Annotated in this window: 11 protein-coding genes; 1 reads left to right on the top strand and 10 read right to left on the bottom strand. The window is 72.6% G+C overall.

The window, feature by feature from the left end; all coding sequences use genetic code 11:
- Positions 1–50: 50 nt before the first annotated feature.
- The 4 genes from P9841_RS11190 to dnaB form a co-directional block, all read right to left on the bottom strand.
- On the bottom strand, positions 51–269 hold the full coding sequence (locus P9841_RS11190; protein WP_283318761.1) for a DUF2283 domain-containing protein: 219 nt from the start codon (positions 267–269) through the stop codon (positions 51–53).
- Positions 266–6499 carry an RHS repeat-associated core domain-containing protein gene (locus P9841_RS11185; RefSeq protein ID WP_283318760.1) on the bottom strand — a complete coding sequence of 2078 codons (6234 nt, stop codon included), beginning with the start codon at positions 6497–6499 and terminating at the stop codon, positions 266–268. The genes P9841_RS11190 and P9841_RS11185 overlap by 4 nt, the downstream gene beginning before the upstream one ends.
- Before the next feature lie 196 nt (positions 6500–6695).
- Positions 6696–9473, bottom strand: a complete 2778-nt coding sequence (locus P9841_RS11180) for a LamG-like jellyroll fold domain-containing protein (RefSeq protein ID WP_283318759.1) — start codon at positions 9471–9473, stop codon at positions 6696–6698.
- Between the two features lie 344 nt (positions 9474–9817).
- Positions 9818–11185, bottom strand: coding sequence for a replicative DNA helicase (gene dnaB, locus P9841_RS11175; RefSeq protein ID WP_222170859.1), 1368 nt, complete (start codon positions 11183–11185; stop codon positions 9818–9820).
- A gap of 338 nt (positions 11186–11523) precedes the next feature.
- Here dnaB and P9841_RS11170 point away from each other — a divergent pair, with 338 nt between their 5' ends.
- The gene (locus P9841_RS11170) at positions 11524–12840 is read left to right on the top strand and encodes an MATE family efflux transporter (protein ID WP_283318758.1); all 1317 of its coding nucleotides are present in this window, start codon (positions 11524–11526) and stop codon (positions 12838–12840) included.
- On the opposite strand, the gene P9841_RS11165 is transcribed toward P9841_RS11170, so the two are convergent.
- The 6 genes from P9841_RS11165 to P9841_RS11140 form a co-directional block, all read right to left on the bottom strand.
- Complete coding sequence (locus P9841_RS11165) at positions 12827–13123, bottom strand: hypothetical protein (RefSeq protein WP_283318757.1); 297 nt, start codon at positions 13121–13123, stop codon at positions 12827–12829. The genes P9841_RS11170 and P9841_RS11165 overlap by 14 nt on opposite strands.
- A 121-nt stretch (positions 13124–13244) precedes the next feature.
- On the bottom strand, positions 13245–13694 hold the full coding sequence (gene rplI, locus P9841_RS11160; RefSeq protein ID WP_222170862.1) for a 50S ribosomal protein L9: 450 nt from the start codon (positions 13692–13694) through the stop codon (positions 13245–13247).
- A gap of 14 nt (positions 13695–13708) precedes the next feature.
- Positions 13709–13945, bottom strand: coding sequence for a 30S ribosomal protein S18 (rpsR, locus tag P9841_RS11155; RefSeq protein WP_013772910.1), 237 nt, complete (start codon positions 13943–13945; stop codon positions 13709–13711).
- 109 nt (positions 13946–14054) lie between these two features.
- Positions 14055–14579 carry a single-stranded DNA-binding protein gene (locus P9841_RS11150; protein ID WP_283318756.1) on the bottom strand — a complete coding sequence of 175 codons (525 nt, stop codon included), beginning with the start codon at positions 14577–14579 and terminating at the stop codon, positions 14055–14057.
- 83 nt (positions 14580–14662) lie between these two features.
- Entirely contained in the window at positions 14663–14956 is a 294-nt protein-coding gene (gene rpsF / locus P9841_RS11145) for a 30S ribosomal protein S6 (protein ID WP_146834523.1), read from the bottom strand.
- Between the two features lie 159 nt (positions 14957–15115).
- Positions 15116–17512: a transglycosylase domain-containing protein gene (locus tag P9841_RS11140; RefSeq protein ID WP_283318755.1), complete on the bottom strand. Its 2397-nt coding sequence runs from the start codon at positions 17510–17512 to the stop codon at positions 15116–15118.
- Between the last annotated feature and the right edge of the window lie 277 nt (positions 17513–17789).

Here is a 17789-nt window from a genome sequence, read left to right as displayed (position 1 = left end):
GCCAGACCGGGAGCCGAGCCGTGCCTGGCTGGGTCATCACCGCCGCACCATCACGGCTCGGCCAACGCTAGGAGATCCGGGCTGAGGAACCGACTCGCGTCGAGGACCTCGATCCCCACCAACCGACCCTCGGCATCAAAGTCGAGGTTGATCATGCCGTCGGTCTCGCGAGGATCAACAGGAACGGTCCGGGCGACGCCCCCTGCACGAACTTCGGCGGCCAGATAGATGTAGGCGGCGTCGACTCCGGCGTCATAGGTGACCCTCATGGTGTAGCCGCCTTCAGGTTGTCGATGTAGTTCGGACTGGCACCCCGGATCACTGTCGTGACCTCACCGTTCACGGAGCCAAGGAAGATCCGGGAGGCTGGATCGTAGAAGCCAGTCTTCCAGGCGCCTTTGTGGAAGTACGGGAAGGGCTGATGCGCCAACGTCGCCTCAGCGGCATCGCTAGAGATGCCTCGCTGCGTCATCCGCAACGCGGCGTGCTCAGACACCCCAAGCGATGTCGAGCCCGCTCGCAGGGACATAGTCGCTTCGCCCGCTGAGTTCACCGTGAACCTCGCCGCACCAGTCTCTGCGATTGTCCTTGACCCTACCCCCGCCGCCCGCGTCGCAGCCCCGGCGCCCCGGGCCCCTGCGGACAGCGCGGCCCGGCCCCCCGACGCCAGACCACCGACCCCCCAGGTGACGAGCGCCGGCCCGACGACCTCCCCCACGTCGTACGCCGGGCTGTACATGTCCTCCCCGTACGGGACGGGGATCAGTCGCAGGCGCGGTAGGGTCACCACCGGCCGCGGGAGCATCCGCTGACCCCATGAGAGAAGCGCCGACCACGTCTGGTACTGCATGGTCAGGAGCCCGTTGGCCGCGCCCGCCAAGAACGCCACCCGACCCTCAGGGCGCGTCACGTTCGACACCACGCGCTGCGCAACCGTCGCCGCCCCCGAGCCGGACCCCCCGCCCCCGGTCGCCTTCCGCGCCGCGGCAGCCGCCCGCGGCGAACCCCACTTCCCGTCGATCATCGGGATCAGCCCCGTGGGGTCCCACTTCGCGACCGGGTTGTTGTCCGCGTAGGAGTACGCCGCCCACTGCTGCGGCGAGGCCAGGTCCATCACCGGGTCCACCGAGACGAACCGCCCGATCGACGCGTCGTAGTACCGCGCGCCGACCTGCGTCAGCCCCGTGCTGTCCAGCACCTTGTCGAGGAAGCCGCGGTCCCCGGGCCACGTGCCGGCCGCCGCACCGCGCGCGTTGCCGTACGGGTCGGTGCGGCGCTGCGTGATGACCTTGGTGGTGTTGGCGATCGCCATCGTCGCCGTCTGGTGCGGGTCCGCGACCATCGAGCTGACCGTCGAACCCGACTTCCCGGTCCGCATCGCCACGACCTGGCCGTTGAAGCTGTAGTACCGGGTGCTGGTGACCGCGTTGGTCGACGTGGTCAGCCGCAGCTCCTGACCACCGGGCAGGTACACGGTGGTGACGCCACCCTGCCGGCGGATCAGACGCTCGCCGTCGGCCGTGTAGAGCGCCGACATCACCGTCGTCGACCCCTGCTTGACCGAGGTGAGCCGGCCTTCGGCGTCCCAGGCGAGGGTCTGCGACGTGGCACCGGCGACGGCGCGCGTGGTCGTGCTGCCGACGGCGTCGTAGGCGTAGGTGCTGGTCGCCGCACCCTGCGCACCGGACCGCGTGACCTTCGTGACCCCGTGCGGCCGGGCCGTCCCGGCCGCCGGGTACGTGTACGCCCACGTCGTGCTGCCTGCCGCGGCGTGCACGGTCTCGCTGGACCGGTTGCCGGCCGCGTCCAGCGCGTAGTCCTTCCAGTACGGCGCGGGGCCGCCGAGTGCGGCGGCGCTACGGGCGGCGCCGCAGTCCGCCGAGGCGGGGGTCCAGGCGGACGTGAGCTGGCGCAGGCCGTCGTACGCGAAGCACTGCGCGTCCACGGGCTTGCCCGTCGGCCGATCCACGATCGACGTCGGGTTGCCGGTGGCGTCGTACGTGTACGTGAGGTCCATGTCGATGCCGGCGACGCCCTCGCGCTCGACCCACGTCTTCTCCAGCCGACGCGTGCCCTCCTGGTACTGGTGGTTGACGAAGAACGCGTACGTGTTGCCGAGGTCCTGCCGCAGGGTCTCACCGGTGACGTCGTAGACCGTGTCCGCGACGTAGACGCCCCACCCGAGGCCACCCGCCATCCACTCGGCGCGCGAGAGCGCGTCGTAGCGGGTCGTGACGGTCTCCGCCCCGAGCCCTCCCGCGGCGGGCAGCTTCACGGTCTTGACCTGGCCGTCAGCCGTGTAGGTGGAGGACGTCGTGTACGTGCCGGCGAGAGCACCCTCCGCACTCGGCAGCGTCACCGACGTGCCGAGGGGCCGACCCCCGTCGTCGTAGCCCGTCACCGCCGAGACGTACGCGGCGCTCCCGGAGTAGCGCGTCGACGACGTCAGCAGCCCCTTCTGGAGGGTGTCGTACGTCCAGCGGGCCCGCACCGTGCCCGTCGCCGAGCCCTCGCGGAGCTCGGTCTGCCGGCCGAGCTGGTCCCGGACTGTGAAGAGCGTGGTCCCGCGGGCGTCCGTGGTCGACCGGACGAGGCCGGCGTCGTCGTACGTGCTCGTCGTCGTGCCCTTGTCCGGGTCCGTCGCCGACACCTGCCTGCCCCGCAGGTCGTAGGAGTACGTCCACGTGTTGCCGACGGCGTCCTTCGCGGAGGTCCGGTTGCCGGCCTTGTCGTAGCCGTAGGTCGCCGCCCGGTACGTGCCGGACGGACCGGCCCCGAGGTACTGCCGGAGCTCGGTGACCCGGCCGCGCGCGTCGCTGATCGTCGTCTGGGGGGTGCCCCCCTCGGGCGGGTCGACGCTGACCCTGTCACCGCCGTACGTCGTGGTGGTGCGCCAGCGCTCCTGCTCCCCGACGTCGGTGATCTCGACGGTCGTCCTGCCGACGCCGTCGTACACGTACCGCGTGCGCGACGGGACGGCCGTCGCGGAGACGGCGAGGGTCGAGCTCGGCGACCCGCTCGCGAACCAGGCGCCGTGGGTCTTCGCGACGAGACCCCGGCTGTCGTAGAACGACTCCGTGACGATGCGGCCCGGCGTGTCCCGTGCGGCCGACGGCACCTGCTTCTGCCGCGGCCGGAGCATGCCGTCGTAGAGCTCGACGCTGGTGAGGTACGTCTCGGCCGCCGTCAGCGTCTTCGTCGAGACGGCGTTCGGCGCGCTCTGCGAGATCGCGTACTCGTAGCTGACGTGCGGGGTGGCCGAACCCTGCGCGCGACCCGGCTTCCAGACGGCCGTGGTGCGGCCGAGCGCGTCGAGGGTCGCCGAGGTGACCTTGCCGTTGGGGTCCGTCACCGTGGTCGTCGCGCCCCAGGCCGGGTCGATCTGCGTCGTCGTGACACCCGCGGTCACCGGGCCCGAACCGTCCGGGTCGGGCGCCGTGACCGACGTCCCGGTCACCACGCCACCCGTCCCCGTGTAGGCGGTGGACGTGGCGCGCCCCATCGCGTCCGTGACGACCGTCGGGCGACCGAGCGCGTCGTAGGTCGTCGTGGAGGTCGTGGCGTACGTGGGCGTCGTGCCGGAGTAGGAGGCGACGACCTGGGTGGCTGACGGCAGCCCTCGCGTCGGGGTCGCCCCGAAAGCGGCGCCGTCGTACGAGGTCCGCTGGTCGGCGATCACGTCACGCGGTCGGACCGGCGTGGTCGCGCAGGGCACCGCGACGGTCTCGGACCGCCGCACCGTCCCGACCACGTGCGCCCCGGTGTTGCGCACGTACTCGACGCGGGTGCACCGGTCGTCGGCGGCGCTCGCGACGTCGCCCTGGTCGTCGACCTGCGTGACCATCCCGTAGGTCCCGTCGTACGAGGTGACGGTCCGGGTGGTGCGCCGGCCGCCCGGCAGCGCCGGTGCCGTGGTGCGGGACTCCACCGTCCCCGCCCGCACGAACGCGGCACGCCGACCGTCCGCCGCGACCGCGGTCGACCCCGAGACCCACGGCGTCGTGACCGTCGCGGAGACCTCCGTCCCGTCCAGGCCGTCGTAGACGACCTCCTCGCGGACGAAGCCGTTGAGGCGCTCGACGTCCGCGACGCCGTCGACGGTGACGGACCGCGTGCCGCCTCCGGCGAGCCTGTCCCCGTCCATGCCGCGGAAGTAGCGCGTGCGCTCGTGCGACCGCTGCTCGGAGGGGGACCCGGCGATCAGGTCGACGGTGGCGTAGCCGCGGAACTCGCTCCACGTGCGGCTGGCCGGCGGGGTGAACGGGCTGTCGTCGTAGTGCCAGGCGGGCTCACCCACGTACCGGTACGACGTCTCGACCGCCATGCTGACGGGGTCGTTCGGGTTCTGGAGGACGCTCTCCACGACGTACTTGTGGAAGTACTCCTGGATCTCCGGTCCGGTGCCCTCGGGGTGCCAGGTCACCGGGAAGCACCGGCGGGTGTTGCTGTCCGGCGAGGCCGGCACGTCGCCCGGCGCGCAGTCCTGGGGCGCGTAGTTCACGGAGACGGTCTCGCCGAACTCGGACCTGATCGCCGTCACGCGGTAGCGGTTCATCGGCGGCCCCGCGTCGCCCGTGGCGTCGACGCGGTTCGCCATCTGCATCCCGCGGAAGGTCACCTCCGGCAGGGTGATCGTGGACCCCACCAGCCCCCGGTGCGTGATCCCGTCCAGCCACAGCGCGGACTTGGTGCGGTCGCCTGTGTCCGGGAAGGTGTGGCGCAGCCCCCAGGAGTCGACGTCCTGGTAGGAGGCCCCGACCCGGACCTGCGTCGTCACCGTGACGAGCCGCTTGCGGGTGAAGAAGGTCGGCGACGTCTGTTCCGGGCAGCTCGACGTCGACGTGCAGATCAGGTCCGCCGGCACGTCGGGCCACGAGGACGCGGTCGCCGCCGTCAGCGCGCTCGGGTCGCAGGAGACTCCGTCGGTCGGCAAGCACCGTTCGCCGACGGTGAAGAGCACCCTCGCCGGAGCGGGCGACGACGACTCCGATCCCGCTCGCTGGCCGTACTCGATGCGGCTGAGGTACCCGCCGCGGACGTACGACGACACGGCCTGGTTGTTGTTCCTGCCGTAGGAGTTCGTCTCCTTCTCGTACACGTAGGTGGAGGTGTTCCCCGACGGGTCGACGACGTGGTCCAGGTTCCACCGCCACGCCTGCTGACACACCGACGCCGCGTAGCTCCCCGCGTAGCAGGGGTCACCCGGGTGGTTGCCGAACACCGGGACCGACCAGGCCGAGCTCAGCTGGGTCGCGTCCGACGCCGCGCGCTTGCCGCGCCCGAAGTAGTACTGCGTGCCGTCGGTCGTCGTCAGGCGCCAGTACTCACCGTCGTCGTCGTCGTTCCAGCCGCCGGTCAGGTGCTCGATGCGGGAGCCCTCATCGGTCTCGGCCCGCCACGCGCCCGTCGAGGCGTCCCTGACGAGCTCGGTGGCCGACCCGCCGAACACGAGCGTGGCGTTGTCGCTGAACCAGCAGAGGTCACCTGTCCGATGTGCCGCGTTCGTGGCCGAACCGCCCCTGTCCTCGGAGCACGGCTGGTACTTGCGCTCCACGTAGCCGGCGTCCAGGTCCCACCCGTCCCCGATCCAGGACGTCTGGTTGTTCGTCGACGCCACCCGACCGTCGAGCGAGCCCGACGAGTACGAGAGGGCCAGGTCAGGCTGCGGTCCCCCGGACGTCGGAGGCACGCGCATCGGGTACGACCAGCTGAAGGCACCGGTCTGACCGGAGACCTGCCAGGTGGCGGACGGGGACAGCGGCGTGGCCGACCAGTTCCCCGTCGAACCCGAGGACCCTGCTGTCACCGCCATGAGCCGAGCGCCCGTCGCGGCGACGGAGGCCGTGAGGGTGCCCTGCTCGACGTCGTTCGTCGCCTCCACCGGGACCCGGGTGCGACACCCGTCCGCCTCCGGGTCGTCCGCCGTGCAGTCCGGGAGCTCGACGAGCTGGACCCGCTCCGCCCAGTCCCCGCCGAAGGCGTCCGCGAACGCCGCGTAGTCGACGGTCAGCTCGACGGGCGCGCCGTCGGCCTCCGGCTCTGCGGTCAGGTCGAGGACCACGCCCTCGACGCCGAGGTCCCGGGCCGCTTCCCGGTCGAGGACCTCGACGGAGACCTCCGGCGGAGCCGGGGCCCCGCCGTCCGTCGCAGGAGCAGGCTCCGACGCGGGGTCGTCCACCCCGCCGACCACAGGGCTCTGCTCGGTCCCGCTCCCGACGGCACCCTCGTCGGTGTCGCTGCCGGTCACGGTGCCGCCCCCAGCGTCCCCACCCGCTGCGACGGGCTCCTCGGGCCTGGCGTCGGCCTCCACGCCCGGCTCCGGTGGAGCGCCCTCGGCCCACGCCAGGTCCACGACGGCACCATCGGCCGCCGGCGAGTCCCCGGCCAGCGTCGTCGTCGCGTCCTCGGGCCAGGCCCCGGCACCGAGGTCGGACAGCGGCATCTCGGGCAGCGGTTCGACCTCGACCCGGCCGTCCACGGTCGGCAAGGGCTCGGTCACGTCGAGCTCCTGCGCGACCTCCTCGCCGTGCGCCCGGCGCTCACCGTCCGAGGGCAACCTGTCGGATGCACGCGCCACATCCGGCGCCAGCACCACGAGCGAGGCCACCAGGGCCGCGGTCACTGTCCCGGCGACTCCACGCCGCACCCTGCCCCAGCTGCTCATCGTGCGCTCCCCTGCTGCGTCGGTGGTGAGTTCAGCCGGCCGGCTGGTTGCAGGCGCGGTTCACGGTCGTGTCGTCGACGGCGCCGGTCCAGGACCGCACCTCGCTCACTGCCCCGGTCCACGCCGCGACGCCCGCGGACCTGGTCCCGCCGAGCCGGAACGTCCCGGTCGCGGACCAGGCCGAGGCGTGCGGGACCGTGACGGGGCCGATGGGCTCGAGGTCGCCCGGCTCGTCGCCGACCGTGCAGACGAACAGGCGCAGGGCGTCCGCCCCGGCGTCGTGGACCCCGGTGACGAGCGTCCACTGCCCGGCCTCGACCGGGATGGTCGAGACCGCGGCGTCGAGCGCCGGCGTCGCCGCGTCCGTCCGCGGCATGGCGAACGACCAGCAGCTCCCGGGCCCGGAGGCGCAGGGCCGATAGCCCAGGTCGAACCCGGCCGTCGTCGTGCCGTCCTGGCTCAGCACCGAGGCGGCTCCCGAGGCCGTGTCAGCCCGCACCAGGGCGGAGACGGCGAAGCTCGCCGACGTCTGCACGGGGATGCGGACGCTCGTTCCGACCGTGCCCGTCCCTCCGAGCAGCAGGGCGCGGTCCGCCGGGTCGGAGCCGGCCTCCGCGTAGGAGCCGTCGACCCGAGTGGGCGCCGGGCTCAGGGTCAGCGGGAACGCGTCGCCCGTGGGGCTCAGGCTCGCGGCGCTCGTGCCCGTCGTCTCGTCGAGCGTCCAGATCGTGCTCGCCGGGAACGCCACAGTGAAGGTGTAGCTCTGCCGCGGGCTGGTCCAGCCCGCGCGGTCGACCGACTGGACGTAGAGGGTCTGCGAACCCGCGGCGGTCGGCGTGAAGGAGACCGTGGGGCTCGCCACCTTGGTCGAGCGGTCCAGGGCTGTCGAGTTGAAGGAGTACTTGTAGGACACGACGTCGGACGAGCCGCCGTTCGCGAAGGTGAAGGTGCCGGCGACACCCACTCCCCCGGCGGGGACGCCCGTCGCGTAGATCGACGACGTGACCTTCGGGGCAGCCGGCGCGACCGTGTCGATCTCCACCTCGCACGCGACGTGGGTACCACCCCGGACGCCGGGGTCCACGCCGTTGACCTGGACGCGGTACTTCTTCCCGTGCTGCATCCCGCCCAACCGGACGGACTGACCGGCCCCGGATGCCTGAGCCGCCGGGCGCGAGTGCCAGAGGATGGGCGTGCTCGTGCCGGCCGCGTAGACGTCGACGTTCGCCCGGACCGGGTCGCCGTCAGGGTCGGACAGGACGGCGTACAGGACCGGGTTCACCACCCGCAGCACCGGCCGCGACGATCCCGTCACGCAGGACGCCGCGGGGTCCGAGAAGCGCACGCCGGTGGGCGTCTTCGGCGCACGGTTGAAGCTGATCGACAGTCCCGCGTCGTTCCGGAACCGCTTCCAGTAGGCCATGCTCCCCTCGTCGACAGCGAGGCCCATCGTGAGCTGTGAGGAGTTCGCGTTGGCGACCGCCCTGCCCGCCTCGAGCGCGGAGAACTCCAGCCAGCGGACCGGTTGCCCGGCGCACGACGACTTGTGCGCCACCGTCAACGTGCTCTGCGGGATCCACGTCGGGCCGCCCGGCCACGGCGTCGACGAGCTCCAGTTGTCGACGCGGTACGCCGTCACCGGCCGGGCCGTGCAGTCGTACGAGTGCGTACCGACCACCGCGAAGGTCGCCCCGGTGACGTCGGCGACGTCCATCGCGCCGATCGACGACAGGCCGCCGAACTTCCACAGGATCCTGCTGCGGAACGTCGTGCTGCACGTCGTCGAGGTCGCCCGGCTGCACAGCCCGACGCCCTCGTCGGGGTTGAACCGGTAGGACTGGCCGTACACGTCGCGCACGGCGGTCCACTCGTTCAGAGAGCCGCTGATCGCCGGGTCGATGTACAGCGGCCAGACCGTCGCGTCGTCCGCGATCATGTCCGCGTCCGGCGTGATCGTCACGCCCTGAGGGTCCAGCTCCACCGGGAGCTGGCTCACCTCGCTCGCGAGCGAGGGCGCCCGCTCGAGGTCGACCTCGTCCCCGCTCGCACCTGTCTCCGGCATCGTGACCGCGTCGGTTCCGGGTCCCGCGAGCGACCTCCGGATCGCGGTGGGCGCCGGCAGTCGCGAGTCCCACATCGCGGGGGTGGGGCTCGAGAAGATGCGCTCGCCGCTCTCGTCCACCGCGACGAAGCCGCCGGCGTCCTCCTCCAGCGCCAGGCTCGCCGAGGTCTCGACGGGGAAGCTCAGCTGGGCCAGGCGGGGGTCGGCGGCAGCTGCGGCGTCCTCGACGCGCAGCACCTCGGAGAAGCCCGTTCCGTCGTCGTTGACGGTCACCACGAGGTCCACGCCGGGCAGCACCTCGCCGTAGGTGATCTGGTCGCCGTCCACGGCGGGCCGGGGCAGGTCGAACGGCACGTCGAAGTCGAGCGTGTGGCCGTCACGCTCGATCCGCGCCAACGGGGCGCCCGGCGTCCCGTCGCTGAACTCCATCGGGCGGACCGGGCTCGCCACCGTCAGCACCCCGTCACCCTCCACGACGCGGGTGTCGATCTCCGTCCACTCCCCGGCCACCTGCGTGCGGACCGCCGTCGCGGAGATGTCCAGCCGCCAGGTGCCGTCCGCCTGCGCGTAGAGCGTGTTCCACTCCGTCCGGGCGTCGAGCACCTCGACCTCCGTGTCGCACGACTCCGCGACGACGCGCGCCTCGTCGGTGTCCGCGGCCGCTTCGACGCACGGCACCTCGGTGGTCGGGCCCGTGCCCCCGGTGGCTACCGCGACCCCTGACGAGACGGACAGGGCGGTGATCACGGCGACGCTGGCAACCGCGATGCGCGACGACGACACAGCTCGAGACACGCTCGGACTCCCCTTGTGAACCCGTCGCTGCGCACGGCGGGACCCCAGCGACGAACGCGGACGCGCTCGTCCAGGCGGCCCTCCGACCTTCCCGGGACACCCGTGTCCCGGCGGCGAGGACGGAAGGAGAGCGGCGCGCTCGCACCATAACGACCGGGCGGGCGGCACCGGACAGGACGTGTCACGCTCCGTGCGAACCCGACCTGCGGCCGTTCCTCCGGTCGGTGCGCGAGAGCGCGTGCACCGCCGGTGCGGGCCGGCGGGCCGCTACGGCACGGGCTGCTGTCGCCGCTTCCTCACGCCTGCATGTCGACGAACCGCGAGTAGTGCCCCTGGAACGCCACCGTGATCGTGTCCGTCGGCCCGTTGCGGTGCTTCGCCACGATGAGGTCCGCCTCGCCGGCGCGGGGCGACTCGCGCTCGTACGCGTCCTCGCGGTGCAGCAGGATCACCATGTCGGCGTCCTGCTCGATGGAGCCGGACTCACGCAGGTCGCTCATCTGCGGCTTCTTGTCGGTGCGCTGCTCGGGGCCACGGTTGAGCTGGGACAGCGCGATGACGGGGACCTCGAGCTCCTTGGCGAGCAGCTTGAGCGCGCGGGAGAACTCGGAGACCTCCTGCTGGCGGGACTCGACGCGCTTGCCGGAGGACATGAGCTGCAGGTAGTCGATGAGCACGAGCTTGAGGTCGTGCTTCTGCTTGAGGCGCCGGCACTTGGCGCGGATCTCCATGAGCGACATGTTCGGCGAGTCGTCGATGAACAGCGGCGCCTCGGTGAGCTTGCCCTGGATGGCGGCGAGCTTCTGCCAGTCGTCGTCGCCCATCTGGCCGGTGCGCATCTTCTGCAGCGGTACGCGGGCCTCGGCGGACAGCAGGCGCATCGTGATCTCGGAGCGGCTCATCTCCAGGGAGAACACGACGGACGCCTGGTGGTTCTTGATGGACGCCGCGCGGGCGAAGTCGAGCGCGAGGGTCGACTTGCCGATGGCGGGTCGGGCGGCGATGACGATCATCTGCCCGGGGTGCAGGCCGTTGGTGAGGCGGTCGAGGTCGGCGAAGCCGGTGGGGACGCCGACCATGCCCTCGCCGCGGTGCCCGGCGGACTCGATCTCGTCGAGGGTGCCGGCGACGACCTCGCCGAGGCGGTGGTAGTCCTCGGTGGTGCGGCGCTCGGTGACGGCGTAGACCTCGGCCTGCGCGTTGTTGACGATGTCGTCGACGTCGCCGCCGTCGGTGGCGTACCCGAGCTGCACGATGCGGGTGCCGGCCTCGACGAGGCGGCGCAGGACGGCGCGCTCCCGGACGATGCGGGCGTAGTACCCGGCGTTCGCCGCGGTGGGCACCATCGAGATGAGGGTGTGCAGGTACGGCACGCCGCCGATGCGCCCGATCTCGCCGCGCTTGGTGAGCTCGTCGGCGACGGTGACGGCGTCGGCGGGCTCGCCGCGGCCGTACAGGTCGATGATCGCGTCGTAGATCGCCTCGTGGGCCGGGCGGTAGAAGTCGTTGCCGCGGATCTGCTCGACGACGTCGGCGATGGCGTCCTTCGAGATCATCATGCCGCCGAGCACGGACTGCTCGGCGTCGAGGTCCTGCGGGGGTGTCCGGTCGAACGCCGCGCGGCCGCCCGCGGGCGCCCCGTACTCCAGGTCCTCGATGGTCACGCGCCCCGCCCCGCCTTCATGTCGTCGCCCACGCCCCGCCGAACTCCCGTTCTACCGCCTGCCACCGACACCCCCGGCAGGACGGCGGACACCCGGACGGTTCGCGCGCCGACGCGAGGCTAGGCGCGACCGGAGGGGAGCGGCAAGCGAGTCGTCCACAGGGGGTGTGGGCGAGGGTGTGGAAGGCTGTGGACACGCACCGGGTGACTGTCCACAGGTCGTGGACACAGGTGTGGATGAGGCCGGACAGGCCCGCGACCAGGACGTTCTCACCGGCGCAAACGCCGTGAACCGATGTGGACAGGACGAAGTTGGGCCGGATTTCACGCCTCGGACACATGCTGTCCACCGTCGACCGTCAGATCCTCGCGCTCGCCGTGCCGGCGCTGGGGGCGCTCGTCGCCGAGCCGCTGTTCGTGCTCGTCGACTCGGCGATCGTCGGACGGCTGGGGACGACCGAGCTCGCGGGCCTCTCGCTGGCGTCGACGCTGCTGGTCACCGTCGTGGGGCTGTGCGTGTTCCTGGCGTACGCGACGACGGCGGTCGTCGCCCGGCGGCTCGGCGCCGGCGACCGCGCGGGGGCGCTGCAGGTCGGCGTCGACGGGCTGTGGCTCGGCGGCGGCCTGGGCGTGGTGCTCGCGGCGGCGGTGCTCGTCCTCGCGCCGTGGGCGGTCGGCGCGCTCGGTGCCACGGGGGACGTCGCCGACCAGGCCGTGGCGTACCTGCGCGCCTCCGCGCCCGGCCTCCCCGGGATGCTGCTCGTCCTCGCCGCGACCGGCGCCCTGCGCGGGCTGCAGGACACCCGCACGCCGCTCGTGGTGGCCGGCACCGGGGCAGCCGTCAACGCCGTGCTGAACGCCGTGCTCGTCTACGGGGCCGGGCTGGGCATCGCGGGGTCGGGGCTCGGCACGGCGATCACCCAGCTCGCGATGGGCGCCGCCCTCGTGCTCGTCGTCGTCCGCGGCGCCCGGGCCGCCGGGGCGTCCCTGCGGCCCGCGGCGGGCGGCATCCTCGCCGGCGCCCGCACCGGCACGCCGCTGCTGCTGCGCACGCTGTCGCTGCGCGCGGCGATCCTGCTGACCGTCTGGGTGGCGACCGGCCTCGGCCCCGTGGCGCTGGCCGGGCACCAGGTGGTCAACGCCGTGTGGGGGTTCGTGGCGTTCGCGCTCGACGCGCTGGCCATCGCCGCCCAGGCGCTCGTCGGGCACGCGCTCGGGGCCGCGGACGTGCCGCTCGTGCGGTCCCTGCTGCGCCGCACGCTGCAGTGGGGCGTCGGCGCCGGGGTGGTGCTCGGCGCCGTCACCGGGGGGCTGGGGTGGTGGCTGTCCGCGGCGTTCACGTCGGACCCCGAGGTGCGGCACGCGGTGACGGTCGCGCTGGTCGTCGCCGCGGTGCTCATGCCGATGGCCGGCTGGGTGTTCGTGCTGGACGGTGTGCTGATCGGGGCGGGCGACGGCCGGTTCCTCGCGGGGGCCGGGCTGGTGACGCTCGCGGTCTACGTCCCGGTCGCGCTGGCCGTCCGGGCGTGGGCGCCGGAGGGCTGGGCGGGGCTCGCGTGGCTGTGGGCGGCGTTCGCCGGGGTGTTCATGCTGGCGCGGGCGGTGACCACCGGGCTGCGCGCCCGCGGCGAGCGGTGGATGGTCACCGGGGCGTGACGTCGGGCCCGTCGGGCTCGTCGGGCCTGTGCGCCTCGGGTCCGGCCGGCGCGGCGGGTCCGCCGGACGCGGCCGCCCCCGGCGCCGCCGAGCGGATGCTCAGGACCATGAAGACGATCCCGACGGGCAGGAACGCGAACGCCGACGCCCGCATGGAGTCGTTCGCCAGGCCGGCGAGCCCGAGGACCAGGAACACGATCCCGATCGGCAGGAACGCGGCGTTCGGGTTGCCCGAGTCCTCGTCGTCGCCCGCCGGCGCGGGCGGGGGTGGCTGCTCGCTCATCCCGCGACGCTACCGAGCGCGCCGGGCCCCGACCTCCCCCGCGGGACGGATCCCGTCCGCCCCCGGACGCACGCACGCCCCGCCCCGGCGGACCGGGACGGGGCGTGCGGGTGGTGCTGGGTCAGGCCGCGACGACCTTGACGGTCAGCTTCGCGGAGACCTCGGCGTGCAGGCGGACCTGCACCTCGTACTCGCCGGTCGCCTTGATCGGCTGCGCGACCTCGACCTTGCGGCGGTCGATCGACGGGCCGCCGGCGGCCTTCACCGCGTCGGCGATCTCGGCGGTCGTGATGGCGCCGAACAGGCGGCCGGACTCGCCGGCCTTCGCCGTCACGGTCACCGGGTTGCCCTGGAGGGAGTCACGCACGGCGCGCGCCTCCTCGAGGGTCTCGATCTCGCGGGCCTTGCGGGCACGGCGGATCTGCGTGATCTCCTTCTCGGCGCCCTTCGACCAGGTGGTCGCGAGGCCGCGGGGGACCAGGTAGTTCCGGGCGTACCCGTCCTTGACGTCGACGACGTCACCGGGAGCGCCGAGACCCGTGACCTCGTGGGTCAGGATGAGCTTGGCCATCTTCGTGCTCCTTCTCAGCGCGCCGACGACGAGTACGGCAGGAGCGCCATCTCGCGGGCGTTCTTGACGGCCCGCGCGATCGCGCGCTGCTCCTGGACGGACACGCCGGTCACGCGGCGGGCGCGGATCTTCCCGCGGTCGGAGATGAACTTCCGCAGCAGGGCGGTGTCCTTGTAGTCGACCGACTCGATCTTCGCCGCCTTGAGCGGGTTCTGCTTCTTCTTGGGCTTCCGGACAACGGCCTTGGCCATCGTGGTGCTCCTCTTCTACGTCTGGAGCCCGGGGCGTTGCCATGCCCCGGGATGGGGTGTGCTGTGCGGGCACGGACGGGCGTGGGCCCGCCGGTGCCTCAGAGGTCGATCAGAACGGGGGCTCGTCGGAGTAGCCGCCCGCGCCGCCGCCCGCGGGCGTGGCCCACGGGTCGTCCTGCGCGGCCTGGCCGCCGCCGTTGAAGCCGCCGCCCTGGTTGAAGCCGCCACCGCCGCCACCGCCGCCGCTGAAGCCGCCGCCACCGCCGGACCGCTGGGTCCGGGTGACCTTGGCCGAGGCGTAGCGGAGCGACGGGCCGACCTCGTCGACCTGCAGCTCGTAGACCGTGCGCTTCTCGCCCTCGCGGGTCTCGTACGACCGCTGGACCAGCCGGCCGCTGACGATGACGCGGGTGCCCTTGGTGAGCGACTCGGCGACGTTCTCCGCCGCCTCCCGCCAGATCGAGCAGCGGAGGAACAGCGTGTCGCCGTCCTTCCACTCGTTGCTCTGGCGGTCGAACGTGCGCGGCGTGGACGCCACGGTGAAGTTCGCGACCGCGGCCCCGGACGGGGTGAACCGCAGCTCGGGGTCGGCGGTCAGGTTCCCGATCACCGTGATGGTGGTGTCACCAGCCATGCCAGCTCCTCGTTCTCGTCGAATGCTCGTCTCGGGCGGTGCCGCCCCTGCTCGGGGACGGTACGCGCGCGGTCTGACAGCTCTCAGGCGTCCTGGCGGAGCACCTTCGTGCGGAGGACGGCCTCGTTGAGGCCGAGCTGGCGGTCCAGCTCCTTGGCGGTGTCCGGCGTCGAGGAGAAGTCGACGACGGCGTAGATGCCCTCGGACTTCTTCTTGATGTCGTACGCCAGGCGGCGACGGCCCCAGATGTCCACCTTGTCGACGGAGCCACCGTCGGTCTTGACGACCGACAGGTACTTGTCGAGGGACGGAGCGACCGTGCGCTCCTCGATGTCGGGGTCGAGGATGATCATGATCTCGTACTGACGCAGGCTCATACCCACCTCCTCTGGTCTCGGCGGCCACGGTCGTTCCGTGGCAGGAGGGTGTCGTGCGTCGCTGCGTCCGCACCGGCGTCGATCGGCGACGCCGGGTGGGCACAGCAGCGCACCAGTCTACCGGTTCCCGAGGGCCGCGCGGTACGGCCCCGGGGGTGGTCAGCCGCCGGCGGGATCGCCCGCGGCGTCGCCGGCAGGCGGTTCGCTCGGCTCGGGGTCGTTGCCGGGCGGCGGCTCCTGCGTCGCGGGCGGCTCCTGCGGCTTCGGCCCCTTCGACACGCGCAGCGTCACGGTCGACCCGGGCGCCACCTGGGCGCCCGGTCCCGGGCTCGCCGCGAGGACGGTGCCGACCGGGGACGCGTCGAACACCTCCTTGACCGCCGGCACGAGACCCGCGTTCACGATCGCGGCCTGCGCGTCGCCGGACAGCATGCCGACGAGGCCGTCGGGCACCGGCACAGTCGAGGGCTGCTCCGGCTCGGGTGCCTGCGTCTCGACCGGCGCCTCCGTGGTCGGCGGCGCGGTGGGGAGGCGGTCGGCGTTGACGTTCGCCCGCGGGGGGAACGGCGTCGGCGTCGAGTAGTTGTCGAGCTGGAGCACCGGCGTCATGTAGTCGGCCCACAGCGCGGCCGGCCACGTGGACCCCGTCACCTGCGTCACGCCGCCCCACGGCGTGATCTCGGCGACGTCCTTGCCGTTCTCCCCGACCTGGCTGAGCGCCACGGCGGTGGACAGCTGCGGCGTGAAGCCGACGAACCACGCCGACTTGTTGTCGCTCGAGGTGCCCGTCTTGCCCGCGATGTCGCGGCCGATCGGCTTGATGTACGTCGACCCCGAGCCGGCCTGGACCACCTGGGTCATCGCGTAGGTGGTGTCGGCCATGACGCCGGCGTCGAACGGCTGCGTCGGCTGGGTCTGGCCCGAGTACGCGACGTCGCCGTCCGGGTAGGTGGCCTCCGCGACCATGTAGGGCTTGTGGTAGGTGCCCTGCGAGGCGATGGTCGCGTACGCGGACGCCATGTCGAGCGGGCTGACGTCGTCGGTGCCGAGCACGTTCGACGGCAGCGCGTTGACGGGCGAGGTGACGCCGGCGCGCTCGGCGACGTCGGCGGTCTTCTCCGGCCCGATCTCGAGGTTGAGCTGGGCGTACACGGTGTTCACCGACTGCTCCGTGGCCTTGACCAGGTCGATCGTGCCGAAGTCCTGGAAGCCGAAGTTGTTGACCTTCCAGCCGTCGAACTCCTGCGGCGAGTAGCCCTGGTAGGTGTCGGTGAGCGCCTTGCCGTTCTCCAGGGCCGCGATCAGCGTGAACGGCTTGAACGTGGAGCCGGCCTGGGCCTTGCCGCGGGTGGCGCGGTTGATCTGGTCGGCCAGGAAGTCCGGGCCGCCGTACATCGAGACGATCGCGCCGGTGGTCGGGTCCACCGACACGATGCCGACCTTGAGCGCGTCGGCGGGCCTCTCGCCGTCGGAGAGCCCGCCGCTGCGGAGCTTCTCGACCGACGCGACGGCCTGGTCCTGCACCGGCCGCTGGATCGTCGTCGTGATGCGCAGGCCGCGGCGCTGCAGCATCTCCTCGGTGATCGAGCCCGTGGCGGTGAGCTCCTGCGTCACGTACTCGAGCAGGTACCCGTTGGGGCCGGCGAGCCGGTCGCTGCGCTCGTAGGGGATCGTCTCGGGGAACGTCAGCGCGTCGCGGTCGGCCTCGGTGACGTAGCCGTCGCGCTCCATGCCGTCGAGGACGTAGTTCCAGCGCTGCTCGGCCTTCTCGGGGCTGACGGCGGGGTCCCAGTTGTTCGGTGACGGGATGAGCCCGGCGAGCATCGCGGACTGCGAGAGGTCGAGCTCGGCGGCGGGCTTGCCGAAGTACACCTGGGCGGCGGCGTCGATGCCGTAGGCGTTGCGGCCGAAGTAGATCGTGTTGAGGTAGCGGCCGAGGATCTGCTCCTTGGTCTCCGTCTGCGCGATCTTGATCGCCAGCAGGGCCTCCTTGGCCTTGCCGAGGTAGTCCGTCGTCGTCTGGCCGACGTAGTAGCGCTCGACGTACTGCTGGGTCAGCGTCGAGGCGCCCTGCGTCTCGCCGCCGGTCACGTTGTTGATGAGGGCGCGCGCCATGCCGCGCAGGTCGATGCCCTGGTTCTCGAAGAACGTCTTGTCCTCGGCGGAGACCACGGCCTGCCCGATGTACTCCGGGAGGTCCTCGTAGTCGACGAGGTTCCGGTTCGGCCCCTGGTACGTCCCGAGCTCGGTGCCGTCGGAGTAGTAGACGGTCGAGGCCTGCTCCTCGGCGAAGTCGTCCGGGGCGGGCACGTCGGTGAGCGCGTAGGCCGCGACCGCGAGGCCGAGGCACAGGAAGACGAGGGCGAGGATGCTGCCGACCACGAACCGCCACGAGGGCAGCCAGCGGTGCAGGCCGCGGTAGCCCCGGCGCGGGTAGTCGATGATCCGCCGCCGGCCGCCGCCCCGGGCGGTGCCGGTGGCCGCGGTCCGGGACGCACCGCCGCGCGGCGACGTCCGCGCGGGGGCGGTCGAGGACCGTCGGGTCGAGCCTGCCAACGCACTGCCTTCCTGTGGACCGGTGAGGGGGCGTCGAGCGGCAGGAGCCGGCCGGGCCCGGATCAGTATGCGCGAGCCGGTGGGGTCGGCCCTGGGCGGGGTCCCCCGGGCCCGCGGACCTTCACGTGATCGCCACGAGGCCTGCCGCTGGGCTTCCCGACCCGACGAGGATCCTCGCAGCACCGGCCCCGCGGAGCACGTGAGCCGCGCGGGAACCACCGCATCGGGGGTCCCCGACGCGCCGGCCGTGACGTCGCTCTTGCCCGGATCGCCCGGA

Source organism: Cellulomonas sp. ES6, from assembly GCF_030053835.1.
Lineage (GTDB): Bacteria > Actinomycetota > Actinomycetes > Actinomycetales > Cellulomonadaceae > Cellulomonas.
Note: the sequence above shows the minus strand (reverse complement) of the source record. Positions and strands in the feature narration are given on the sequence as shown.

Coding starts and splice junctions, on each gene's coding strand:
- P9841_RS11150 (WP_283318756.1), bottom strand. CDS start 14,579: ATGGCTGGTGACACCACCATCACGGTGATCGGGAACCTGACCGCCGAC.
- P9841_RS11170 (WP_283318758.1), top strand. CDS start 11,524: ATGCTGTCCACCGTCGACCGTCAGATCCTCGCGCTCGCCGTGCCGGCG.
- P9841_RS11165 (WP_283318757.1), bottom strand. CDS start 13,123: ATGAGCGAGCAGCCACCCCCGCCCGCGCCGGCGGGCGACGACGAGGAC.
- rpsR (WP_013772910.1), bottom strand. CDS start 13,945: ATGGCCAAGGCCGTTGTCCGGAAGCCCAAGAAGAAGCAGAACCCGCTC.
- rpsF (WP_146834523.1), bottom strand. CDS start 14,956: ATGAGCCTGCGTCAGTACGAGATCATGATCATCCTCGACCCCGACATC.
- rplI (WP_222170862.1), bottom strand. CDS start 13,694: ATGGCCAAGCTCATCCTGACCCACGAGGTCACGGGTCTCGGCGCTCCC.
- P9841_RS11190 (WP_283318761.1), bottom strand. CDS start 269: ATGAGGGTCACCTATGACGCCGGAGTCGACGCCGCCTACATCTATCTG.